This window comes from Vibrio kyushuensis (assembly GCF_050337325.1).
In the GTDB taxonomy this organism is placed as follows: domain Bacteria; phylum Pseudomonadota; class Gammaproteobacteria; order Enterobacterales; family Vibrionaceae; genus Vibrio; species Vibrio kyushuensis.
The window spans coordinates 222,887-249,105 of sequence record NZ_JAKJSV010000003.1; the positions used below are offsets into that span (position 1 = coordinate 222,887).

General features: G+C 43.4%; 19 protein-coding genes. 8 read left to right on the forward strand and 11 right to left on the reverse strand.

Going from position 1 to position 26,219, the window contains the following annotated elements; all coding sequences use genetic code 11:
- Positions 1–64 precede the first annotated feature (64 nt).
- On the reverse strand, positions 65–532 hold the full coding sequence (locus tag L4D20_RS07550) for a DUF2850 domain-containing protein (RefSeq protein WP_428800969.1): 468 nt from the start codon (positions 530–532) through the stop codon (positions 65–67).
- A 141-nt stretch (positions 533–673) separates the two neighbouring features.
- Here L4D20_RS07550 and argA point away from each other — a divergent pair, with 141 nt between their 5' ends.
- Complete coding sequence (gene argA / locus L4D20_RS07555; RefSeq protein ID WP_428800970.1) at positions 674–2,029, forward strand: amino-acid N-acetyltransferase; 1,356 nt, start codon at positions 674–676, stop codon at positions 2,027–2,029.
- 231 nt (positions 2,030–2,260) lie between these two features.
- Positions 2,261–2,440, forward strand: coding sequence for a hypothetical protein (locus L4D20_RS07560; RefSeq protein ID WP_428800971.1), 180 nt, complete (start codon positions 2,261–2,263; stop codon positions 2,438–2,440).
- Positions 2,441–2,569: 129 nt separating this feature from the next.
- Here the strand turns inward: L4D20_RS07560 and recD are convergent, their stop codons facing one another.
- From recD to L4D20_RS07605, 9 genes are all read right to left on the reverse strand, one after another.
- On the reverse strand, positions 2,570–4,756 hold the full coding sequence (gene recD, locus L4D20_RS07565) for an exodeoxyribonuclease V subunit alpha (protein ID WP_428800972.1): 2,187 nt from the start codon (positions 4,754–4,756) through the stop codon (positions 2,570–2,572).
- Complete coding sequence (recB, locus tag L4D20_RS07570) at positions 4,756–8,361, reverse strand: exodeoxyribonuclease V subunit beta (RefSeq protein ID WP_428800973.1); 3,606 nt, start codon at positions 8,359–8,361, stop codon at positions 4,756–4,758. The genes recD and recB overlap by 1 nt, the downstream gene beginning before the upstream one ends.
- Positions 8,362–8,820: 459 nt before the next feature.
- Positions 8,821–12,318 carry an exodeoxyribonuclease V subunit gamma gene (recC, locus tag L4D20_RS07575; protein WP_428800974.1) on the reverse strand — a complete coding sequence of 1,166 codons (3,498 nt, stop codon included), beginning with the start codon at positions 12,316–12,318 and terminating at the stop codon, positions 8,821–8,823.
- A 353-nt stretch (positions 12,319–12,671) separates the two neighbouring features.
- Complete coding sequence (locus L4D20_RS07580; RefSeq protein ID WP_428800975.1) at positions 12,672–14,393, reverse strand: ABC transporter substrate-binding protein; 1,722 nt, start codon at positions 14,391–14,393, stop codon at positions 12,672–12,674.
- Positions 14,394–14,541: 148 nt separating this feature from the next.
- Complete coding sequence (locus L4D20_RS07585; protein ID WP_428800976.1) at positions 14,542–14,814, reverse strand: DUF2160 domain-containing protein; 273 nt, start codon at positions 14,812–14,814, stop codon at positions 14,542–14,544.
- A gap of 12 nt (positions 14,815–14,826) precedes the next feature.
- The gene (locus L4D20_RS07590) at positions 14,827–15,645 is read right to left on the reverse strand and encodes a carbohydrate ABC transporter permease (RefSeq protein WP_428801275.1); all 819 of its coding nucleotides are present in this window, start codon (positions 15,643–15,645) and stop codon (positions 14,827–14,829) included.
- Between the two features lie 38 nt (positions 15,646–15,683).
- On the reverse strand, positions 15,684–16,547 hold the full coding sequence (locus L4D20_RS07595; RefSeq protein WP_428800977.1) for a carbohydrate ABC transporter permease: 864 nt from the start codon (positions 16,545–16,547) through the stop codon (positions 15,684–15,686).
- A complete protein-coding gene (locus tag L4D20_RS07600) occupies positions 16,547–17,647 on the reverse strand; it encodes an ABC transporter ATP-binding protein (RefSeq protein WP_428800978.1) in 1,101 nt (366 codons plus the stop codon). The genes L4D20_RS07595 and L4D20_RS07600 overlap by 1 nt, the downstream gene beginning before the upstream one ends.
- Before the next feature lie 5 nt (positions 17,648–17,652).
- Entirely contained in the window at positions 17,653–18,741 is a 1,089-nt protein-coding gene (locus L4D20_RS07605; protein ID WP_428800979.1) for an ABC transporter ATP-binding protein, read from the reverse strand.
- A gap of 334 nt (positions 18,742–19,075) precedes the next feature.
- On the opposite strand from L4D20_RS07605, the gene L4D20_RS07610 reads away from it, so the two are divergent.
- Positions 19,076–20,962, forward strand: a complete 1,887-nt coding sequence (locus L4D20_RS07610) for a sigma-54-dependent Fis family transcriptional regulator (RefSeq protein WP_428800980.1) — start codon at positions 19,076–19,078, stop codon at positions 20,960–20,962.
- Positions 20,963–21,029: 67 nt separating this feature from the next.
- On the opposite strand, the gene L4D20_RS07615 is transcribed toward L4D20_RS07610, so the two are convergent.
- Positions 21,030–21,998, reverse strand: a complete 969-nt coding sequence (locus L4D20_RS07615; protein ID WP_428800981.1) for a TDT family transporter — start codon at positions 21,996–21,998, stop codon at positions 21,030–21,032.
- Between the two features lie 110 nt (positions 21,999–22,108).
- Here L4D20_RS07615 and L4D20_RS07620 point away from each other — a divergent pair, with 110 nt between their 5' ends.
- The 5 genes from L4D20_RS07620 (at position 22,109) to L4D20_RS07640 (ending at position 25,994) form a co-directional block, all read left to right on the forward strand.
- Positions 22,109–22,999: a LysR substrate-binding domain-containing protein gene (locus tag L4D20_RS07620; protein WP_428800982.1), complete on the forward strand. Its 891-nt coding sequence runs from the start codon at positions 22,109–22,111 to the stop codon at positions 22,997–22,999.
- 100 nt (positions 23,000–23,099) lie between these two features.
- Entirely contained in the window at positions 23,100–23,396 is a 297-nt protein-coding gene (locus L4D20_RS07625) for a YebG family protein (protein WP_428800983.1), read from the forward strand.
- A gap of 187 nt (positions 23,397–23,583) precedes the next feature.
- A complete protein-coding gene (locus L4D20_RS07630; protein WP_428800984.1) occupies positions 23,584–24,327 on the forward strand; it encodes a copper homeostasis protein CutC in 744 nt (247 codons plus the stop codon).
- Between the two features lie 57 nt (positions 24,328–24,384).
- Positions 24,385–25,311, forward strand: coding sequence for a LysR family transcriptional regulator (locus L4D20_RS07635; RefSeq protein WP_428800985.1), 927 nt, complete (start codon positions 24,385–24,387; stop codon positions 25,309–25,311).
- A 128-nt stretch (positions 25,312–25,439) separates the two neighbouring features.
- A complete protein-coding gene (locus L4D20_RS07640) occupies positions 25,440–25,994 on the forward strand; it encodes a porin family protein (RefSeq protein ID WP_428800986.1) in 555 nt (184 codons plus the stop codon).
- Positions 25,995–26,219: the final 225 nt, after the last annotated feature.

Consider the following 26,219-nt stretch of genomic DNA (forward strand, 5'->3'; position numbering starts at 1 on the left):
CAATTAGCTAAACGTAAATACGAGGTAAATTAATATGTAGTTTCATTAATTTACCTCTATAGCGCTAATACTTACGTAGTGGTTCTGTGTACTTTCCATCTAAACGGTAGACTGGGTTATAGTGACTGTCTGATATTTGAATCATCTGAGTATTCTCTTCGTTGGTCATACGAAAGTGATACTCAGTACTGCCTGTTTGATACTCGAGAACAGTTCCATCAAACTCATAACGAGTCGCGACAATACCACCAGCAACCGAGACACCATCAGGCCCAATATTGATTTTATTCGTGGCATACCCAGCTACATTTTGTTCAACCCAAACCCCATGGACAGACTCTTGATCAACCATACTTATACGTATCATTTTATAAAGGTAGCTATACGTTAAAACGACAGCAGCCGATATCGCGACGATCATTAAGATAACCGCTATTTCTCTCCATTTACGCTTTTTAGCTCGTTTAACGTTCCGCTTTGGCGGTTCTCTTTTGAATACTGTTTGCGGTGCTTTTCTTACATTAGCCATCATTCACTGCTCATGTTTCGCCCTTAACCTTGCGACTACCTTACTCAAATAGATTGGCCCACAGAGCTATACTCTATAAACCGCTTGCTCGACCGTGAATAAAAAGGCAATATAATCACATATAAATTCAATTGGAATGGCAAATTGAAAATTCGTAGTACAGCCTTGGTTAAAGGATTTAGACAATCTGCTCCTTATGTTAATGCTCACCGTGGAAAGACCATGGTGATCATGCTTGGAGGAGAAGCTGTCGCTGACAAAAATTTTACCAATATAATTAGTGATTTATCATTACTTCATAGTCTTGGTGTTAGAGTTGTGTTAGTTCACGGTGCTCGACCGCAAATAAATCAAACTCTTCATTCCAATAATATAGAAACGCCCTATCACAAGGGTATTCGTGTAACTGATGAAAAAACGCTTAACGTCGTCATGCAAGCAGCAGGTCAGTTGCAATTAGCCATTACTGCCCGGCTTTCTATGAGTCTAAACAACACCCCAATGGCTGGCACTCAACTTAATGTCGTCAGTGGTAATTTTATTGTCTCTCAACCATTAGGTATAGATGATGGGGTTGATTACTGCCACAGTGGCAGAATTCGTCGAATCGATATCGAGGGCATAAATAGAGCTCTCGCGCAGAACTCCATAGTTCTTCTTGGCCCAATCGCGAGCTCAGTTACCGGTGATTCATTCAACCTGCTTTCCGAAGAAGTGGCTACTCAAGTAGCAATCAAACTTGGCGCTGACAAGCTGATTGGGTTCTGCTCAGAGCAAGGTGTGATTGATGAAAATGGCAATGCCATTGCCGAACTTTTTCCCAAAGATGTAGATAAACTGCTAGACAGTAATAATGATCATTCCCTTGATAACTGCTCTGAAAAAATGATGCAAGATGACTCTTCAGGAACCACTCGCTTCTTACGTGCAGCGACAAAGGCGTGTCGAGCTGGCGTTCCTCGAAGTCATTTAATCAGTTACAAAGATGATGGCGCTTTGATTCAAGAGCTGTTCTCGTTAGACGGGATTGGTACTCAGGTCGTGATGGCGAGTGCAGAGCAGGTACGAACCGCTCAAATCGATGATATTGGTGGCATTTTAGATCTCATTCGTCCTCATGAAGAACAGGGTGTTCTGGTCAGGCGCTCAAGAGAGCAGTTAGAGCAAGAGATCCATCAATTCACTATTATTGAAAAAGATGGCCTGATCATTGGTTGCGCAGCACTGTATCCATACAAAGATGAGCATATGGCTGAGATGGCTTGCGTAGCGATTGACCCTGAATACCGTGATGGCAACAGAGGGTTGTTATTGCTTGAGCACATGAAGCTTCAGTCAAAGTCGCAAGGCATTAAAACGATTTTTGTCCTTACAACACACAGTTTGCACTGGTTTAGGGAACAAGGCTTCTATGAAGTTGGCGTTGAATCATTACCAATGACAAAACAAAATCTCTACAACTATCAACGACGCTCAAAAATCTTAGCGCTCCGTGTATAGCTTCAGCTAAAAAACAAAAGGCTTTAAATCTTACAATCGAGACAATAAGTAATCGATTTCATAGTAAATCCTGACAAAACCCTGCTTTATTTAAATTGAAAATATGGTTAAAATTCGAGCTCCTCAAAATGAGGAGCTCCCTTTCGGGGTCATTGGACTCTTTGCCTAACTCAGTTGGGCCCGCATGGAATGCCTTAAATACTAAAACAAGTAACTAAGAGCAAATTGTCGATGAAGACCGTCATATGTAACTCTATCCAAAGTTTTTGGGATATGGCTGATAACCACTTTTTAGAAGGCTTAGATGTACATTGCGTTTTTCCTGTCAATGAAGGTCTAAAAGCCTTTATTTTGAATTATCAGGAACGCTATAAGATCAACAGTATTTCTTTTACAAGCGCAGTTTGCTAGCAAACTCGTTCAGGTTAGCGCCTCAATAACAATGCAACACCGAGTAGCCAGGGATGGTTACTTATAATTCCACCCCATGCTCATTATCAGCGTCAATCTATTACTTCTTTCTAGCTTTTTACTTCTTGCCTATTTCAACCTCTCAACCAAGCCACTCGCGCGTTCAGTTTTCACTCTTATACCACGCTTAAGTACCGTCATATTGGCATATAGCTCCAAGCGTTTTTTAGCACGAGTAATCCCAGTATAAATAAGCTCTCTGGTTAATAGAGGTGTAAAGTCAGGAGGTAAAACCATCAACGTTAACGCAAACTCACTTCCCTGAGATTTATGTATGGTCATCGCATAAGCTGTATCATGGCTTGGTACTCGGCTTGGCAGTACCGACTTAACGCTTCCATCGGGCAGTTCAAAAAAGACCTTTAGACGCCGTTCTTCATCTGAATAGTCATACATACAAATACCAATATCACCGTTGTATAAACCGAGCCCATGATCGTTTTGCGTCACCATAACAGGTCGACCGTGATACCAAAGTTCATCTTGTGGCCGTATCAATCGTTGCGTTGTTAGCGCTCTCTCTATTCGCTGGTTCAGACCCGAAACACCAAAATCACCTTCACGTATCGCGCACAAAAGTCGGCATTGAGAAAACTGTTTTAGCGCCAATTGAGCACGTTTCAGTTGCTCTTCTAGTGAAGCTATAACGTCTGTTCTCGACGCGTGTATCTGCTTTAAATACAGTCCGTACTCATCAACCAACGTTTTTAGCATTTGGTTATAACTATCACTGCTTAGTGACTGTACTTGAATATCACTAAACCCTTGCGATAAAACTACATCAACACGTTTTGATTGCCCTGAGTTAATGGCCTTGGATAATTGTCCGATGCCCGATCGCGCATCAAAACGAAAGCTTTTTTGTAACATACACAAGCTATCACCAATGGCATGACTATTCGCATTGCTCTCATTACTGACGCCTTTCTCTTCAACGACCTCTGTTCCACCATCAGATAAATTCTGATACTGAGTTAAATCTTGAAGCAGCTTGGTTTGAGCTTTGCTATATCCAATTTTCTGAAATGAGCAAATATCACCTAATACCGAACCCGCCTCTACGGACGCAAGTTGATCTTTATCACCCAACAATATCAAACGTGCATGATCTGGTAACGCGTCAACCACCTTATACATCATAGGAAGATCGACCATTGAAGCTTCATCGATAACCAGTATATCTAGGTGTAATGGGTTTAATTTATTATGACGAAACTCAGCACTATTTGGCAGAGCGCCCAATAAACGGTGAATGGTGCTGGCTTGTGTCGGTATTTGAGCTTTTAGATCAGGGGAGACCGCAAGCTCTGAAATGGCCTGCCCAATAGATTCTGTTAATCTCGCTGCGGCCTTTCCTGTCGGAGCAACCAAGCAAATTGTCGGTACCCTCCCAGCTTGTTCAGCTTGAGTAATCAACGCCGCAAGTAACTTAGTAACCGTGGTTGTTTTCCCTGTACCTGGCCCACCAGAAATAACCGCAAACCGACGAGTTAGGGCAACCGCCGCCGCCACTTTTTGCCAATTCACACATACAGCTAATGGAATCAATGCATCCAATACGGATAAGTCTTCACTCTTCCTAGCCGCTAAAATTTGTTCATCAATGGCATTCCAATCCAATGCACTGCTATCCACAACATCAAGGTGATCACACACTAGCTGTTGGCGTTGTACCTGATTAAAATTCGTATAAGTCTCACCTTTAAGTGCATTAAACAGATAGTGATAGCTGCGTTGGAATAATCGATCGAGGAGTTCGGATAGGTTTTGGATCTCTGTAGGCTTTAGGATCATAGGTGACCCAAAGCTTGCTAACCTTTGTGAAAGGCCCATCTCATATTGCCAGTAGCGATGAAGATATAAACGGGTGCCATCAAACATCATAGGTATGGCCTCACCCTGAGTACCAATGACGTTCGACTGTCCTATTAATGCAGGCCAATCAATACGTTCAAGTTGCTGAGTTAACGCTATTGCCGCCTCCCCGTACAAACCAAGATTTAGTGCCCATTGGTGTGTAGCTATAGCATCGACTGCACCTTTTGAAGACGATGACGAACTCATTAAAGAGTGAGACACAACCACACAGATATTGCCTTTACTCAGTTCATAACTCACTAAACCCGCTAAAAAACCAATCTCCTGTGGAGAGGACTTTTCTTGCGAGGCGACAAATCGAGCGAACTGATAATCAAGTTGACGAATAGCGCCCTTTGAAGCCAACGCCTTTAAAGTATCAAGAAGAGAAATTGTCATTAAAAATCCAGCTCCATTTGATCGGTGCTAATACCTGCGCTTGATGCTTCACCATCAATGAGTTTATCCATATCGTTTAACAATTCTAAGCTTGGTTTTGCAGAAAAAATGCCATGGTCTGATTGCCCGTCCATCCCACGAAGAAAGAGGTAATAGACACCACCAAAGTGATCATCGTAATCATAATTCGCCATTCGACTACGTAAAAAACGATGTAATGCTAAGGCATAGATTTGATACTGTAAATCGTATCGATGCCCCGACATCGCGCCTCGAAGTGCCTCTCCATGGTAGCAAGCGACATCATCACCAAGGTGGTTAGATTTCCAATCCAATACGTAATACTTCCCTTGGTACTCAAACACTAAATCGATAAAGCCTTTAAGCATCCCTTTGACCGTTTGAAAGCCTAATACTCCTGCTTTAGCAGACAGCTCATCATGTTTACTGATCGTTTGATTTAGCCCATTGGCAGTCAAAACTTCGATGGGTAACAAAAACTCCATCTCAACGAGTCTCTGTGACGGTTGAGTTTGATTCAAAAGCAACTTCTCTCCATCTAAAGGCGTACTTAAAACGGTATCCACTAATTGTTGTAGAACAGGAAGCCAATGCGGTTCTAGCTGATCCTTTTCCATAAGATCAACAATGACCGCTTGGTTATTTTCATCATTGGCTGGTAGTGTAAACTCAACTTCTTCAAACAGCGTATGTAGAAAAGTGCCGGGCCTTGCGCCTCGTGGAAATGTAAAGATGGATCGTTCCGGTTCAACAATTTCAGACTCGTCATGCTCTTCGACTGAGTCAATATCAAAGCCTTGAATTTCGACAGTCGCATCATACTGAGAGTGGCTATTACCCTGCTTAACTAAACCTGAGTAACTGGTTACTCGCCATGATCTATCAATCGACCTTGTTAATTCGTTTGCATCAAACTCAACCAGTTCTTCTTCTGTGGCGATATAAACAGACTCTTGCTCAGCGGGTGAGTCAGTTAATGCGATAGCGGGCAAAGCTTTTGTTTGAGCGCTAATCGCATTGGTCAAATCAGAAATCGTGCCTTGCTGTCCATTTTGTAAAAGGTATCCCAAAGCGCTTTTGTCTACGCCTGTCGGTTCTTTGGTGGAGCGGCCATTTCGTATTGGCGATGTCCCAACAAAGCAGCCATAAACGGCTCTAGTTAACGCTACGTAAATAAGACGCAGATCTTCAGCTAAACGTTCTTTGTCTGCTTGCTTGAGCGCTGCGCCGCTATTAGTGATATCGAGAATGGTTTGATCGTTTTCTTCATCGTAATACTTACCCTCGCTTGCCTCACGATAGCTAATGACGAAAGGCAAAAAGACTAAGTCGTATTCGAGGCCTTTTGATTTATGAATAGTGACGATTTGAACGAGATTTCTTTCTGATTCAAGGCGTTGTATCTGATCATCACTGCCACCTAAGCCTTGCTCAGCTTGGCTAATCGTTTCGGCTAGCCAGCGCAGTAGACCATGGTCACTATCCAGATCTTGCCTTGCTTGTTGTAGTAGCTCACCAATGTGCATTAAGTCAGTAAGCGTTCGTTCACCGTTCTCTTCTTCAAGTAACCTTTCCGCGATATGACGCTTACTCATCACCGAGCGAAGCATGGGTAGCACACCCCGTAAAAGCCACAATTTACGATACTCTTTAAACTCGTTAACCGCGTTATCCCAAATTATCTCATCGTTATTTAATGCATCTAACTGACTCGCATTTAATGCAAACAACTCAGAGGCTAAGCACGCTCTCAGAGCTCGATCGTTTTCCGGAGTCAGCGTCGCTTGAAGTAGGCGTTGAATATCTTGAGCAATACCACTGGTAAACACGCTATCACGATTAGAAAGGTACACACTGGCAATGCCTTTATCCGCAAGAGCCTGCTTAATCATTCGTCCTTCATTCCCGGTTCTAACCAAAACCGCGATATCGCCCGCTTGAACCGTTTGTTGTTTCTCGCCACTTTCAAAGTGGGCCTTATCATTTTGCGCAGCGGTTAATATGGTTTGGATCTGGCTTGCTGTTGCCAGCGTCATCTCATCAAGATACTCACCTTTAGTGCGCGGTTTGTCTTCCGCCTCTTGTAACCAGTAAGTCATCGCGGGTTGAATCTGGTCATTGAGAACCCACTGCTTTTTGTCTGCAACAGGGCTGTAGTTCACTGGCAGGAATGGAATATCATCATCATAAATAAATGGGCTTGTTGATGATTCAAATAACTGATTTACCGCAAGCACCATATTGGCACTCGAACGCCAGTTAGTCCCAAGCGTATAGTGAGCACTTACCTGATTCCGCGCTTTGATATAAGTAAAAATATCCGCACCACGAAATCCATAGATCGCTTGCTTGGGATCGCCAATCATAAAGAACCCACACTCAGGGTTATTTAAGTAGATACGGCTAAAAATATTGTACTGAAGGGGATCGGTATCTTGGAACTCATCGATCATTGCCACAGGGTATAAACTACGAATGCGCTCAGTGAGAAGAGCTTCGTCATCGACATCTATCGCAGCAGAGAGTTGAGTAAGAAGATCATCAAATGATAGCCACTGTTTCTGCTTTTTCGCACTGGCTAACTTTTCACGACACTGCTCAATAGCATGAGCCATTAATGGTGCTTTTAAGTTTACGGGCGTGGCTAAAAACGCTTCAACCGCATCAAAAACGTCATGTTGTGGCGCGCTGCCTTTGGGTGTTTTTTCTAATAGAACATTTTGTGCAAAGCGTTCTAATTTGTCGGGATAATCGTAGCTTGTTGATGGGTGCTTGGCCCATTCAGATATCGCCTCAAGCCATGTAGGTAACGATTTTTTGGTGTAGCTACGTTTGTTAATATCAGAGTTTGCGATTAAGTCATGGAAATCATCGTGATGCTCAAGCCACAGCTGCTTTAGTGCATCAACTTTGGAAAGGTTTTCTTGATGTAGAGATTGTAAATCGCCACTCATGGCTTCCACTGACAAGGTTAATGGTGCACCTGTTAAGTAACCACCAATGTCAGAAAGCAATTCAGCCGGTGAGCCCCAGATGCGCCTCACTTCCCCGGCAAGATTAATCGCTAACGGATAAAAATTACGACGCCAATAATCAGCAATGACCTGAGCTTTTAAATGACTTTCATCGGTGACGAATTCATTGTTAAATCGGCTACCGGACTCAAAAGCATTTTGCGTAAGCATGCGCTGACAAAATCCGTGAATCGTATAGACCGCCGCTTCGTCCATTTGGCGCTCTGCTTGTAATAGTATTTTAGCGGCTTCTTTATGGTTGCTGATTACTTCAAGTAACGGAGCAATAACGGGATCGTTGCTCTTACTGCGAGCAAAAGCGATTCGTGCATCATGGATTCTAGCTCGAATACGATCTCTCAATTCAGCCGTTGCTGCCTCAGTAAAGGTCACGACCAATATTTGATCAACGGTTAGCGGCTGTTGATGACGGGTATTGTCATCGCCATGCCCAAGCAATAAGCGAAGATATAAACCAGCAATGGTAAATGTTTTACCCGTGCCGGCTGATGCCTCAATAAGCCTTGCTCCATGCAGCGGAAACGTCATGGTATCTAGTGCCGTTGTCATTATATCCAAACCCTTTTACTTGCTAACTGCATAAAGCTATCCAATTGAATGCACATTACTTTCATTGCTACTGAGTAAATTACCACTATCACACTCTCGAACTTAAATTTTTTACCCAATAAATTGGCTGTATAACGTGATCTAGCTATGAAAAATCTGACAAACTAATACTTAGTTACTAACCATACTAAGCTAGTGCGATCTCACTCACGGTAGAGGATCTGGTGAGCCTATAGTATGCGCTCACAGGTTAAGCGAGTATCCAATGCGAATACTTACAACCAACAGAATAATGGTCCCTCTGACCTATGGCCGTACAGAAAACGCCCTACACTATAATGATTGACTGGCGGCCATTTTACTTCTTCTCTATTCCGTATTTTTCCCGAACACTCTACATCTCTCAGCATCGACCAATCTTAGTAATTCATCCGTCAAAGCCTTCAGACTTTTGTATCTTCAGACTTTGGCATCCTCTGCATTTATAACCGCCAAACGCGGCGCCTGAATAACTAAGGCAGAAAGCATTCTTACCTGCGCTGCTAATTCATCATTCCATTGCGGCCAAATACGAGAAATATAAACATTGGCCCCTTCACCCGTTGCCATATAACTGTCATTAAACGTCGCAGACATTTTCTTATTCGATTTCTCTTCGTCATCGACCCATTTACCGCGACTAAATCCTGCATCGACATTGGCTAACGCTGTTTTCGGGAAGTAGCACAATGGCGTTGTCATGCCTTGATAATATAGACGGACAAGCTCATTAAGCAGGTCTTGCGCATATCCAATATCGTCTATCGCTGGATAGATTTCGTGAACAACCCCTTCTTTACGGTCGTAGCCAACAATATGAGTAGGCTTAGATGTGCCAGAGATCGTTAACAGTAAATGGTCGATCCAGGCAGAGAGGTAATCTTGAGCGCGAATTTTACCACTGCGATAGCGAACAAGACCGGATTGATAGTGCTGAGTCAGCCAGCCTGTTAGCTGAATATCTTTACCTTCACCAAGCACATCGAAAGTAAGGTTTATGTCGATGTCATCAAGTGGGCTACTGCAGATAAATGCCAAAGTCTCAACCAACTCTTCAGCTTGAGCTCTGTTGGTTTCAAATTCAATATCACCAAATGCACCAACAGGTAGCTTTCCTTGCGCCCTCTGCTGCGCGACAAAATCATCAATGATTTTCTGGCTGCCCTGCTTTCCTGATGAGTTCGGTTCACCAGATAGGCGCGCAGAAAGGATGCGTTCAAGCAGTTGGTCTCGTATCTGATAGCTTTCTAAACCATTAAGGACAAACGGTTCATCATCGGCCATGACGGGCAAAGGGGGTTCAAATACGACCTTTAAACGACGGTTGAAAAAGTACTGAACAGGCAAGCGCCAAAAACGTTGTAGTTCAACAACATCGAGTGATATCGGAAAAGTAGCACCTAATAAGTAGTCACTGAGCTGACGTTCAAACTCACCACTTTGCTGGCCAAGCCTATTAACGGCTGGCATCCACTCTTTGGCATAGCTGCCATATTCACTTGAAAACTCTGATGGGCTAAATGGCACCATAGCATGTTGAGAAATAAGAGATGAAACCAGCTTGTCTCCCGATTCATCACTCGGCAAAGTTTCATCGCCCAGTAGACAATAATTTTGCTGGCAGTACTCCATGAGTTCCGTGACTAATACGGAAGGAACTTGCTCGGTATTGTCCTGAATAGAACGCCCAATATAACTGACGTATAGTCGTTGATTGGCCGAAAGTATTGCCTCTAAAAACATGTAGCGGCTATCTTCACGCCTTGAGCGGTCACCCGGTCTAAAACTATTTTGTAAGTAGTCAAAGCCTTCGGTGATGTCATTGGGCGGATAAACACCATCATTCATCCCGAGTAAACAGACAACATTGAATGGGATTGAACGCATTGGCATCAGAGTACAGAAGTTTACCTGCCCGGCTAAGAAGCGCTGACTAACCCGCGTACCTGATAGCTTATTATTGAGGTATAAACTCACCACATTGGGTGCAATATCTTCAGAGTAAGCCGCTTCAGCAAGCTGATCTTTCAATGAGGCTAACGTGTCACGTATCGATTTCAGCGCCACTTCACCTTCAAGCTCCACCGAAAAGAAATCATCCAACAATCGATTAAGTATTTCACGCCAAGCTTCAATTGACTGAGTCTGAGCAAGTCTGTTTCGGTAATCGCTTATAAGGTCGATAAAGTGAGCGAGTTTTCCTGCTAGCTCAGCTTGCATACCTTGGACTTCGTTGTAAGGAGCAAGAGCTTGCTTCTGTTCTGATGAGTCAACGCCCATATCAAACAGCCCTGCTTGTTCGGGCATGGCGTAACCCAGTAGCATTCTTTGAATGCCAAATTGCCATGTGTTTTGCGATGTCTCTGGCAGTTCAAACTCTTTGGCGGTTAAGCCATCAAGACCCCAACGAATGCCCGACTCTTCTATCCAACGTTTTGCTTGAGAAAAATCATCATCATTGAGTCCAAATTTGGCCATCATTGCCGGTGTTTCTAACAACTCAAGTAACTCTGACGCTAAACAACGCGTGTTGGGTAAATCCACCAACTGCATAAACGCTGCTAGAATTGGGCTCTCTTGAGTGGCGGTTCTGTCGGATATAGAGAATGGGATGTATCGATCACCCGGTGCATTACCAAAGACGGCTTGAATCGCAGGGCTATAAGCGTTGATGTCAGGGACCATAACGATAATATCGCGAGGCTTTAGACCCTCATTCGCGTCAAACATACCAAGTAATTGATCGTACAATACTTCAACTTCACGCATCGCACTATGACACGCGTGCAGCGTTAAAGAGTGATCAGCACCAATAATGGTTTGCTTGTGTTGACTCGAATCAAGCTGTTCGTCGTCTTGATGCTCTTCAAGGTTTAGGATATCCGCTTGCAAGTTATGCAGCAGTGAGTCCCTTGGTATATCGACAAATGCCTCAATCTCGTGTGACTCCAATTGAGAAAGTAGAAACATATTATCGCGGCCGAGCTTACCTAATGAAGCAAGTAAGTTATTGCCGACCACATCTGTATGCAGCTCATCGATAACATTATCTTCCACACTGCCTTTTAATTGCTCTGTTAGACCGCCAACTTCAGAGTGATCGCTCTGCCACTCTACGTGTTGTCGGCCCTTGGCAGCCAATTTCGATAAATATTTTTGGTCTCGCACATCGCCCCAGTAATAACGACATGGGTTGGTAAACATTAAGTGGACATCAATATGCTCACCGATCGCTTTTAAGGCATCCATATAACGAGGAGGAAGCGATGAAATACCAAACACAAAAAGTCGCTTTGGTAAGTTTTCAAACGAACCTTGGTAGTGAGCAAGCGTATCAATGAACTCTTCATAAAGGTTTGCCCTATGAAAAGGGGATTGCTCAAGTTCAAGCGTATAGTCATACAAGGCTTGCCATAATATCGGCTGCCAAGGATGCAGGTCTTCAAGCTCAGCAACGCTCTGCCCCGCTTCCCAACGGGCTATCCACTCCGGTCGATACACCAAATAGCCATCAAAAATATCAGCAATCTTCTCTACCAATTGATAGCGTTTAGAGTGGTCATCATCATCGTCGAGATAACGAGCAAGTGGCTGAAATTCGTCTTGGCCCAGCATAGAAGGCAGCAGGTGCATCAACTTCCACGTCATCGCTTCTTTGTTAAAAGCACTGCGCTTGGGAACATCGGGCAAAATCTGGGTAAACATATCCCAAATAAAAGTCGCGGGCAGCGGAAATTCAAGGTTAGCGGCAATACCAAATTCGTTGGCGAGTTCCATCTTCAACCACTGAGACATGCCCGGGCTTTGAACCAGAATTTGTTCTTTTTCAAACGGGTTTTCTAATGGGTTTTGACGTACAAGCTCAACTAAAAGAGACTTGAGAATATCGATTTGATTGGAGTGATAGACGGTAAACAAAATACGCTCATACTATTCTTGCCGCAGATATAATGAGATTAGCATAGGCATCTCTATTTCGAGAGCGATATAAGCACATGATTGTTATTAATATCGTAAGAGAATAAACATAGTCATAGAATTAACATGGCGAGATAATCAAACCATTCAAAGAGGATTGAAAAACGTACAGAACTGAAAAAATACCCACCCTACTGAATAGAACAGTAAAGTGGGCATCACTCTTATTTTGAGCACTTTGTTAAAAGCTCTATTGAAGGCTCTTTAGAGTTAGCAACTCAGATTGAGCTCCCTACAAGACCCATCCCAGTCACCTAACCCTACTTAAACCTCCAAGCTCTTTCTTGACCGTATTAGCTTTTAGCAATCAGATCTTTGTAAGCGATCGTTTTGCCCTGCGGCTTCTCATTTTCCAACTTCATCTTCGGCGATCCTGGTTGAGACAACCAATATTGAGGATCTTTCTTCGGATTCAGCTTAGGTCCACATTCACCTTGAACACCACTACGCTCAAGACGTTGCATCACTTTATCTTGCGCTTGAGCTAGGCCATCCAGAGCTTCTTGCGGTGTTTTCTCACCACTTGCTGCTTCAGATACATATTGCCACCAAAGCTGAGCAAGCTTCGGATAGTCAGGTACGTTCGTGCCCGTCGGTGTCCACTGTTTGCGCGCATCACTACGGTAAAACTCAACCAAACCACCCAGTTGAGGCGCAGCATCGGTCATCGCTTGTGAGTTAATATCAGACTCACGAATTGGCGTTAGACCAACCAATGTTTTCTTCAAACTCACTGATTTTGATACAACAAACTGAGCGTATAACCATGCCGCTTGGCGTCGATCAAGTGGTGTACTGTTCAAGAATGTCCATGAACCCGCATCTTGGTAGCCGAGTTTCATGCCATCTTCCCAGTAAGGCCCACGAGGAGAAGGTGCCATACGCCACTTCGGTGAGCCATCTTCATTCACAACCGGCAATCCAGGTTTCGTCATATCAGCAGTAAAAGCGGTGTACCAAAAGATTTGCTGAGCGATAGAACCTTGTGCAGGAACAGGACCAGCTTCACCAAACGTCATGCCTTGTGCTTCTGGTGGCGCGTATTGTTTTAGCCAGTCAACGTATTTAGTTGTCGCGTAAACAGCTGCCGGTCCGTTGGTTGCGCCGCCACGGGCAACGTCTGACCCCACAGGGCTACAGCCCTCGATACGGATTCCCCATTCATCAACAGGAAGGCCGTTCGGAATGCCTTTATCCCCCGCGCCTGCCATTGAGAACCAAGAGTCGGTGAAACGCCACCCCAGTGATGGGTCTTTCTTACCGTAATCCATGTGACCGTAAACACGCTCGCCATCAATCATCTTCACTTTATCGGTAAAGAACTCGGCAATATCTTCATAAGCTGACCAGTTAAGTGGCACACCTAGCTCATAGCCATACACTTCTTTGAATTTCGCTTTTAGATCATCGCGCTCAAACCAGTCAGCTCGGAACCAATACAAGTTAGCAAACTGTTGGTCTGGCAGCTGATAAATCTTACCGTCAGGTCCTGTTGTAAAGTCTAGACCGATGAAGTCTGGTAAATCCAAGTATGGGTTAGTAACACTTTTGCCTTCACCTTCGATAAAGTCTGAAATAGGCACAACTTTTCCGTAACGTACATGTGTACCAATCAGATCAGAATCATTAATATAACCATCATAGATATTACGCCCAGTCTGCATCTGCGTTTGCAACTTCTCTACAACATCACCCTCTTGAATCAAGTCATGGTTGACCTTGATCCCGGTAATTTCATAGAAAGCTTTCGCCAGTACTTTCGCTTCATACTCGTGGGTGGTGATCGTCTCAGAAGCAACGTTAATCTCCATACCTTTAAACGGTTTCGCTGCATCAATAAACCACTGCATCTCTTTCTCTTGCTCGCTCGTGGTCATCGTTGAAGGAGTGAATTCTTCACTCAACCACTTATTCGCCGCCGCCATATCTGCATAAGCATTTGGCGAAAGCGCAGCAAAGGCTATCGATAGTGCCATGCAGCGAGAAAGGTAAGACTTTTTGATATCCATTTTCATTATTATTTAACTCCAATTATGAGTAATCGTGTTTCTACGTTATTCGTTGCGTCAAGCGAGGCTTTATCACTCCTGTAGGCTCAAATGTTCCTATCGCAGGCATCACTACAAAAAGCACCACCAAAAACACACCATCAGTTCGTTGCTTTTATCCCCATTTCAAAACAGTACACAGCCAAATTACACAAATGGTAAAAGGCACCCAGATAGAGAGTTCTGAAAATCCGACAAAGCCCAAGTGGACAAAAGCGGAGCTCAGTAACCCAATAAACAATCGATCACCGCGCGTGGTGGTAATCGGTAAAAATCCTTTGCGTTCGATACACGGTCTCTTGATTTCAAAAATAGTCATGGTTAATAAAATCAATGCAATACCAATAAAGAACAGTGCTGAAGGTGTGGTCCATGCCATCCAAGCCATTATGTTTACTCCTTATACTCGACCTAATGCGAAGCCTTTCGCGACATGATTCCTAACAAACCAAACAACCAATATGCCCGGTAGAATCGTTAATACGCCTGCAGCTGCTAGTACACCCCAATCAATGCCTGAGGCGCTGACGGTTCGGGTCATGACGGCGGAAATAGGCTTTGCGTCCACCGAGGTCAATGTTCGTGCAAGCAACAGCTCGACCCAACTAAACATGAAGCAAAAGAATGCCGACACGCCGATACCTGAGCGGATCATTGGAAGGAAAATCTTCAAGAAAAATTTAGGGAAGCTATAGCCATCGATATACGCCGTTTCATCAATCTCTCGTGGTACACCAGACATGAAACCTTCTAAGATCCAAACGGCTAACGGCACGTTAAAGAGACAGTGCGCCAGTGCCACCGCGATGTGAGTATCAAATAGACCCACCGAAGAATAGAGCTGAAAGAAAGGCAGTAGAAAAACCGCCGGTGGTGCCATTCGATTGGTCAGAAGCCAAAAGAACAAATGCTTATCACCCACAAACTTATAGCGTGAGAAGGCATACGCAGCAGGTAATGATACCGTTAGCGTAATCACCATGTTCATCACTACGTAAGTAATGGAGTTGATGTATCCCATGTACCAACTTGAGTCCGAGAAGATGGTGGTGTAGTTCTGAAACGTCCAGTTTTCAGGGAAGAAGCTCAACCCGCCAAGGATCTCCTGATTATCTTTGAATGACATGTTCAGTAGCCAATAGATCGGCAACATCAAACAGATGATATAGAACGCCAAACCGACTATCTGGGTGTAACGCGTGTACTTAGATTTGGTCATCGACATAGTGCTCTCCTTTGATCGACATAGGTATATCCTTATTTACTTTCGCCGTGGGTCATTGCGGTATAGAACACCCAGCTCACCAGTAAAATGATGAGGAAATAGATGATAGAAAAGGCAGCTGCCGGCCCGATATCAAACTGACCGATTGCCATTTTGGTTAGGGTTTGGCTCAAGAATGTGGTTGAGTTACCAGGGCCGCCACCCGTTAATACAAACGGTTCGGTGTAGATCATGAAGCTGTCCATAAAGCGAATCAGCACGCCAATGAGCAAGACACTTTTCAGTTTTGGTAACTGGATATAACGGATGATTGACCATGTAGAAGCGCGATCAATATTCGCCGCTTGGTAATAAGCATCCGGGATAGCTCGAAGACCCGAGTAAGACAGAAGTGCGATAAGCGATGTCCAGTGCCACACATCCATAAGGATCACGGTTAACCACGCATCCAACGGATCGCCAGCGTAGTTGTAATCTATGCCTAAGCTATTGAGCGCCCAACCAAACAGCCCGATATCAGCACGTCCAAAGATTTGCCAGATCGTACCGACTACATTGAGTGGGATCAGAAGCGGAACGGCCAAAACAATCAAACAAAACACTGACCACTTGCCTTTGGTGGGCATGGTGAGTGCGACCATAATGCCCAGCGGAACCTCTATCATTAAAATGGTAAAGGTGAAGCCAAATTGGCGCAGTAATGCCCCATGCAATCGTTCGTCATTCAGCGTATCTCGATACCATTCCGTCCCTACAAAGTAGGCAGAATTGGCATCGAAGATGTCTTGTAAGGAGTAGTTCACTACGGTCATGAGTGGAACAATGGCGCTAAATGCCACCAGAATGAAGACAGGTAAAACTAAAAACCACGCTTTGTTATTGGTTACTTTGTTCATCACATGTCCCCCACATTGACAAGAAATTCATCGACATACAGCATGGTCCATTGCTCTGGAATGCTAATAAATGCCTCGTTTTTCGGGACGATTTGATCTTCTTGAAGCCGCGCCTTAATTTCTTGCTGACCGAGCTTCAACGTCACGATCTTATAAGTACCTAGGTCTTCAACGTACAGCACTTCACAACGTAATGCTGAGTCGTTCGCTTTTTCCCATATGTGAACAAATTCGGGGCGGATCCCGATCTTGATATTGGTACTATTGGTTTGTGCTATCGCGTGTCGATAGGCCTCTGACAGTGGGATCTCAACATCATCAAAGCTAACACCTACTTCCGTTGGAGTGACTTCTATTAAGTTCATCCCTGGGCTGCCAATAAAGTAGCCGACAAAGGTATGGTTTGGTCTTTCAAAGAGCTCTCTCGGTGTACCAAATTGAACAATCTGACCGTTGTACATCACGGCTATTTCATCAGCAAAAGTCGAGGCTTCTAGCTGATCATGGGTGACGTAAATCATCGTAATATTGAACTGCTGATGTATCTGCTTCAGCTTTCTACGCAGCTTCCATTTCAGTTGTGGATCGATAACGGTTAACGGCTCATCAAACAAAATCGCAGACACATCATCTCGAACCAATCCTCGCCCCATTGAGACTTTCTGTTTCTCATCGGCGGTGAGGTGTTGTGCTCTCTTAGACAGCACATCAGTCAATTCCAAAATCTCCGCAATTTCAGTGACCTTAGAGTGCACCTTGGTTTTATGAATCTTCATATTGCGTAATGGAAAGGCGAGATTGTCATACACCGTCATGGTGTCGTAGATCACGGGGAACTGAAAAACCTGCGCGATATTACGATCTTGCGGGCGCAAATCATTCACTTTGAGCTCATCAAACATCACCTCGCCTTGAGAAGGGCTCATGAGCCCCGAGATTATGTTGAGCAGTGTTGATTTTCCGCACCCTGAAGGCCCAAGCAGTGCGTATGCGCCGCCTTGCTTCCACACATGGTTCATCTCTTTGATCGCATAGATAGATGAATCGGTTGGTTTTTTATCATAGGTATGAGCCAATGAATTTAGCGTAATTTGGACCATATCGATTACCCTCTCACGTCGTTGATTGGCGCATGAATTAGCTGTTCATCCATCCCAAACACATAGAACTTATGGATAGGAATATAAATTTTAATGGTTTCATCCACGTCGTAGCTATGTACGCCCGGTAAATGAAGAACTAAATCAACCAGAGTATTTCTTACGTGTAAGAAGGTTTCTGAGCCACTGATCTCAGCCACTTCCACCTGAACGGTCAGCTCTACATCATCATCATTTTTAGGTAACAGACTTAAATGGCTAGGACGAATACCGAATAGGTGCATGCCCTTATCCAGCTTGCTCAATGATTGGTTGAGCGGAAAATGAGAGGTTTTATCGAAGGTCACTTCATTGTCAGTGATCTCACCATTGATTAAATTAATCGGCGGCTCACTGAATAGAATTGCCGAGTCTACATTGTCCGGCTTGTGATAGACCGATGGAGTCACTCCAGACTGAATCACTCGCCCTTCATGCAATATCGTGGTAGTTCCACCTAATGCTAATGCTTCATTCGGCTCAGTCGTCGCATAGATGGCAATGGTATGTCTCGCCTGAAACAACTCGCGCATCTCTTGTCGAAGCTCTTCTCTTAACTTGTAGTCAAGGTTTACTAACGGTTCATCAAACAAGATAATTTCTGCGTCTTTGACTAGCGCTCGAGCCATCGCAGTTCGCTGTTGCTGACCACCTGATAGTTCTAAAGGGTGTTTATTTAGATGCTCTGTAATCTGAAGCATCGCGGCCGTTTCATGAACACGCTGCTTGATTTCATCTTCCGCCATTTTGGCCAAACGAAGCGGTGAGGCGACATTCTCAAACACCGTCAGGTTGGGGTAATTGATAAACTGCTGATACACCATAGAGATATTTCGTTCACGGACAGAAACCCCTGTCACATCAATTCCATTGACCCAGATGCTTCCAGAAGTTGGGCGATCCAATCCTGCGATGAGCCTCATTAAAGAGGTCTTCCCTGCTAATGTGCGCCCTAATAGTACGTTGAACGAGCCCGGCTCGAAGGTGAGGCTGACATCAGAAATGTGCGCCTCCCCGTCTACCAATTTGTTCACTTGATCCAATCTTAATGACACTTAACACTCCTTAAGCTCTGAACAAAATAACTTTCGATATTGTTCGATATTGCTAGAGTCGTGCCAAAACGATTGTGACTTAACAATTTATTTACATACTGTGCCTGCACGCCTTTATTTATATAGGCATCACTAAATACCACTGATAAAAAAGGCGTTTAATCACAATTTTACATGTGAGATCTAAGTAACATTTGTTAACAAAATGTGTTCACGTGTGATTGTATAGTGATATGTTGACTGAACACTTCGTGAACGTTTTTGTTCTAATACGAACAATTAGAATAAATACTTAATTTCGCCATTTGAACTATGGAATTAGGCAAAGCTAGAGATGGACGACAAACATCAATCGATTATTGAACAGTCTTGGCAGCGCTGTCGTCAGTCTGGGCTATTGCACAGCAGTACGCCGACAATTGAGCTCGAAACGGGTCATCTCTTCAATCAGGCTTTGGATGAACACCAAGGGCTTATCACGACCACACACAATAAAGTCATCCCCTTTTATGACAGCCTCTTAGCTAACAGTAATTGCTTGATCACGCTGACTGACACCAATGGGTTAGTGCTGAACAACTGGGGTGAACAGCGATTCTTCTCTCAACAACAACCCGACGTGTTTCAAAATGGCGTACATTGGCGTGAAAGCTTAATCGGTACTAACGCCATTGGCACTGCTTTGGAAACTGGATCTATTGTTCAAGTGTTTCGTGATGAACACTTCTTAACGTCCAACCGTTTCATGATGGGCTCAGCCGCACCTTTGTTTGATTCAGATAGAAAAATGGCGGGAGTACTGTCGATTTCAAGCGACGCCTACATGCCAACCTCTCATACGCTAGGCATGGTCAAACTAATGTCTCAGGCCATTGAAAATCAGCTCATCGCTTCGAAATTTCAAGATGAACACTACCTACTTTGGTTTAACACCTCACCAGAAAACATCGACAGCCAGTGGTCATCACTGCTTGTTTTTAATGACGATGGCGTCATTATCTCTGCTAATCGACGCGCAGAAGTCACATTGGGGCAAGGGCTGGCACTACAGCGGCTTGACCAACTGTTTGACATCAAACTTGAGCAGGTTTTATCGCACCCTCATTACAACCCTATGTCGCTGATTTCGCATTCAAAATACAATTTTTTTGCGATAGTAACACCGCCTAAAGTGCCAAGTGGGCGCAAAATTGATTATCGAATTCCAGAGAAAAAATCAGCACTTAATATTTCAAAAACACCTAACGAATTAGAAAATCTCAACATGGGTGACCCGCGGCTGGCCAAAGCTATCTCGCAAGCAAGCCGAATCTTAAATACCGATATCCCGATTTTAATTCACGGTGAAACAGGAGTGGGAAAAGAGGTCTTTGTGAATGCGTTGCACCTAGCGAGTGAGCGAAAACACGCACCGATGATCGCCGTCAATTGCGCAGCCATTCCAGCTGATTTGGTTGAGTCTGAACTATTTGGCTATGAAAAAGGCGCGTTCACAGGCGCTAACCAAAAAGGCTATATTGGGCTTATCCGAAAAGCAGATAAAGGAACTCTATTTTTGGATGAACTGGGCGATATGCCGATGAACGTTCAAGCAAGGTTACTACGTGTTTTACAAGAGAGGCAGGTAACGCCGCTGGGCTCAACCACCTCTTATCCAGTCAATTTCAAGCTAGTTTCTGCCACCCACTGCAACCTAAAAAGCAACGTTGAACAAGGCAGCTTCCGACAAGATTTATACTATCGCGTTACGGGGCTAAACATTACCCTTCCAACACTGCGTGACCGAACTGACAAAGTAGTGCTCATCAATCACCTATTAGATAAGTTCTCCATCGACGATGAACAACCTAGGTTAAGCCGAGAAGTTCTAACGATGTTTACCTCACATCCATGGCCTGGAAACATTCGTCAAATGGTCAGTGTTATTCAAATTGCTTTAGCTATGGCGGGCAATGAGACAGTCACTACAGAGCATCTTCCTGATGACTTCTTGTTAGACGTCGATGAGCAAAATATATCACAGGGTCTTTTAAGTATGGTTTCAGATGATTCTTCACCGAACATCAATACGCCACCAGCGAATGTTCTAACCTCTATAGATACTAGCCAATGGCTTAGTGTGTATGAGCAGCACGGTCGAAATGTATCAGCGACCGCCAAACAGCTGAATATCAGTAGAAATACTTTATATAAACGACTTAGAGAACAAGGAATACGATAATCCAACATTGGTTTGGTTGTGGCACTTGAGTTTTATTCTTCGAATATCTTACTCAAACAGCTAAAAGCTAGCCATTACTCACTATTCCCTTATTGAATTGATAAAAATGCATGTAGCGTATCGCGACGTAACTAACGACTAACGTGGCTACCAACAATTCAAACCCAGCCAAGTATTGAACTTGAGTCACATACTTTACGTCCATTCCTGTACTCTTTATCCACCCAGTCAATTTGAACAAAGCCGTCGCACTGATCACGATAGGAAAAGTAAATGCCGCATATCCAGCGCTGAACGGTAATCGTAATAGCTTAAAAAATGCGGTATATATCAGCATGGTCATTAAAATTGAAATTCCAAACAGCACACTAATGACAACTGGGGAAGGTGATGCTTGAACAGTCAGATACCCTGCTAATGAAAGGCTTGCCGGCGCTGCCATAATTGCGATGGTCGGTTTTGCTGCGTCGGGAATTTCATGGGTAAACATAAACCGATAGAGCATGATAGGTAACATGATTGCGTAAGCCACCATACCAAACAGCAGTATTCCATTAGCAATAGGCAGTAGCATCGGGTTACCAGAAAAAGAGACATCGGCAACGATTATCCCAATAGGTGGGACAAACCAGCTTGGAACCATGTGATGCAGTTTAAACTCGCGTGAACGATGATAGATAAAGCTCACCAGAAACACGACATGCAAAGCAATAGCCGAGAGCCATAACAGATCACCAGCAAGTGCGTAGAAATGACCTAGAGAATTAGAGATAACCATCACTCCCATAGCAAATGTCGGCACAACACTACCAACAACAGGATGCGCAAGATCTTCACGTAGCAGATGATTATGGAACAAAAATTTAACGGCAAGTATTGAGAGTAACCCCGTCGCTATAGCTGCACCACTCCACTGTCCGTAACCGTGTAGATCGATAAGATTCTCCCAGCACCAACCAAGGCTAGCAATACCAAGAGCAAGGCCAGCCATTGGAGTTGGTGCGTTCATTACTCTGTATTTCATTTTATTTATCATCGACGACTCACTTAGAGCATTGTTTACTTTCAAAGCTATTCTAAGCTTGAGTTTCGTTCTAATATATCTAATTATATAGAACACCCGTTCAAGTTAACTAAACGTAAACTATGTCTTCAAATATCTCGCTCAAACAACTTAAAGTGTTCACAACCGTCACCCAGCATAGAACGTTAACCTCAGCTTCTGAGGCTCTTTTTCTCTCTAAAGCGGCCGTCAGTATGGCACTGTCTGAGCTTGAAAAGCAGATTGGTCATGCACTGTTTGATCGCGTTAATAATCGTTTAATTATCAATCAAGAAGGGCTAAAACTGCTGCCTCTTGCTGATGAGTTACTGCATCGTGTCGATGATATCGACGAACTGTTTAATCATGAACAAGCTCTTACCGGTCAGCTACGCATAGGAACAAGTGACACAATAGGCAACCATATTGCACCAAAACTGCTTAGCGGATTTCGTACAAAAACAAACCACCTATCTCAAAGTTTGTTCATTTCAAACTCAAACTTAATATGTCAAAAGTTACTTGATTACGAATTAGACCTTGCGCTTATTGAAGGGAAAACTCAGCACCCACAATTGCTTTCGACTCAATTTAGTGAAGATGAAATGTGTGTGATCTGCCCTATCGACTTTCCACACTTTGATAAAGAAAACACACTGCTGAGTAAATTAGAACATAGCCAGTGGATACTTAGAGAAGCAGGGTCGGGTTCACGAGAGTTTTTCTTACGAGTTATTGCACCTCGCATAGAGCGGTGGCACGAAGCTTTTGAACTCAACACGACAGAAGCATTAATCAATAGTGTCTCATCAGGTTTAGGGCTAGGTTGCCTATCTCGCCTAGCGGCAGAATCTGCACTCAAAGACGGCAGAGTGAAAGAACTCAAACTCCCCCTCGATATGAGAAGGCGCTTCTGGCTCTTGGTACATAAAGAAAAATACCAGAGTCCATTACTCAAGAGCTTTATTGAGTTTTGTCATCAAATGGATAAATAGCCACCACACAGCTCCCAGAAATCCACCTCTCACTAGACTTAAACGGGAGTAAGCTGTATAAACAGCCAGTAATAGATTCAAATTAATTAGGGGAATAACCATGGCTGTAATCGTTAAGTACGTGGTGGAACGCAACGGAGAAGAGAAAATGACTTTTACCTCTAAAGCCGAAGCTGACGCTTATGACAAAATGCTGGATATGGCAGATGAGCTGTTTGAACTGCTTGGCAAAAGTGACGTGTTAGAAGATGAAGGTAAGCAAGAAGAGCTTGCACTTTACCTAGCTAAGAACAAAGAAGAAGTTCTATTTGCTCTAGGTGCTAAGCGTAAGCCTGCACCGAAAAAAGCAAAGAAAATTGAAGCTGTCGAAGACGCTCCAGAAGAAGACGCCGCTTAATCTTCCCTAAAGAAGACAAAAGACCGATAAAACCCAGAACATTGACTCTGGGTTTTTTATTGCCCACTCCTTAATCAGGACCTTTATCTACTTCAATAATACGGAAAGTTAATCCGCTAAAGATTACCCTAATAAAAGCGTATATTTCTCGTTAGGATAACCATTCAACCTCAGTTAGAGCACATCTATGACCTATCACATTGAAGTCTGTATCGATAATTTAGAATCCCTGCATAATGCCATAAAGGGTGGAGCAACTCGCATTGAGCTATGTTCATCTCTAGCACTCGGCGGCTTAACGCCAAGCTTTGGTTTCATGAAAAAATCAGCACAAATTTCAACCATTCCTGTTTATGCGATGATTCGCCCGCGCCAAGGTGATTTTCTCTACGATAATGACGATATTGAATCCATGTTGTTAGATATTGAAGCGGCCAGCCTAGCAGGCCTACAAGGTGTGGTTTTTGGCGTGCTCACCGCGAGCGGCGATATTGATATGCTCAACGCGAAAAAATTAGCGAATAAAGCCCATTCACTCAATCTAGGCATTACCTTTCATCGTGCCATCGATCAATGCCGAGATTACAAAACGGCCGTTGAACAGATCTGTGAACTGGGTTGTGAACGAATACTAACTTCAGGACTTGCACCAACCGTAGAAGATGGTGTGTGTGTACTCGCAGATATGGTTGATATTGCCAAGGGGCGAGTAAATATCATGGCTGGAGCAGGACTTAATGCCGACAATGTTCAATCGATCATTGAACAATCAAACGTAACTGAGGTTCACTTATCTGGTAAATCCACTCGTAGCAGCAACATGACCTATGTAGCAGAACAGGCTAAGATGGGAAATAATGATGACTTTATCGTCCCAGTAACCGACTCTGTTAAAGTTTCACTTGTCACTAAACAATTGCCTTCAAATTAATGATAATGTGGCGACTTCGTTAAGTATTTGCTCTGAATATGGAAATTAAACAAACTTATGGCTAAAGATCTTTTCTATCAGTTGGACCTGAATCTACTTCGAACTTTCTTAGTGCTCTCTCAAGAGCTCAACATGAGAAAAGCGTCTGAACGCCTGTTTGTTTCTCAGCCCGCCATTAGCCAAGCGCTACAAAAACTTCGAAACCATTTTGACGATGAACTGTTTGTTAAAGTGCACGGTGGCCTTCAACCCACCTCATTCTCAGAGAGTCTTGCAGATAGCATCACACCACACTTAGATGCTCTTTCCACATCACTCAACCAAATACATGAATTTGATCCAATCAAAATAGATCAAAAAATAACGATTGCCGTCCCACCAATCATTTTGGCAAATGTTTCTGGCCCGCTGTTCCTTAAGATCAAAGAGTTTGCACCTAATGCGGATGTTGAGATTTTTTCTTGGTCTCAAACAACGCTTGAAGAGATCCGTAACGGACATATCCTTCTCGGAGTTCATTATGACATTAACGATTCTAAAGAGCTCTACTCCCATAAGCTTTCAGCGATAGAAGGGCGAGCGGTTGTAAGAGAAGATCATCCTCTTAAGAAGGAAGAGTGTGATGTAAGTGAGTTCGTTGGTTATGAGCACGCTTCAGTTATCAGCCGAGGATGGAATGATCACTACACCCTCTCAGCCAAGGTAATGAATGATTTTGGGGTAGAAGCAAAAGTAGGTTTTCGCTCTGAACTTATCTTAGCGGTCATCGATGTCACTCAGAACACCGACATGATAATGCCGCAGTCAAACCTGTTTCCAATTGAAAACTACCCGAAACTGCGCTCAATTAAGCCGACCTTCAATGGTAAACCATACGAGATAGATGTGTTTAGCCACTTCCACAAAAGAAACAGAAAGAGTGCGCTAATTCAGTGGCTAAACGACATTATCCAAACTGCCATCAATGATAAACTCAAACATTGATAAGTTATACTTATGTCAGATATACATTGTAATAATTAGATACAATACATTCACCAGATTAATATTACTCACATCAGGAATTACTGACTCACGGAAAGAGTTCTCTAACCCTTACTGAGAGTAATATTATGAAAACAACTTTAGCAACCATCATCACCGCAGCTCTTCTTTCAACTCCTGCACTCGCTAATACATTTGAAAGCCAACACCGTGTAGGTCTTGGTTACGCATCTACTGACCTTTATTTCTCTGACACTGACTCATCTTTAGATTGGGGAAATGGCATCAAACTAGAGTACGGTTACGAGTTTAATCGTATGGTTGGTATCAACACTTCCTACGCTCAAAATAATGAATCATTTGGCTATGGTATTGAAATGGAAGGTTCATCATTTAAGATTGATACCGATATTGGTTACAAGTTTCTTTTAGATGGCTTCAATATCAAACCTTATGGCGCGATTGGTTTAATACGCTATTCTGAAAAACTTTCAGTACCAATTGGTTCAACAGAAGTCTCTGGTAGCTGGAACGACACGAATGTATTTATCGGCACAGGTGTACGTGCCGAAATAGGTCAACACTTCTATACAGATATTCGTTTTGACTTTACCTATTTCAACGACGGTAAAGACGATGTTGACTACGATCAGTTCTCTTGGACAGTCGGCTATAAGTTCTAATGGATAAAATGCCATGGACGGCATTTTAAGCTTTTAATTCTACACCCTGACTCGCTCCATTAAATCTATTCACATTCATCTAGTGCTTCTTTTTATAGAACCGATCCAAATACTTCCATTTTAATTACTTATTCTCTCCCTATTCTAAAATAAGCTTAATAAGCAGGGCTTATTACAAGATGGTAATTAAACTATTAGAAAACAGTGTTCAATAAAAATATGATA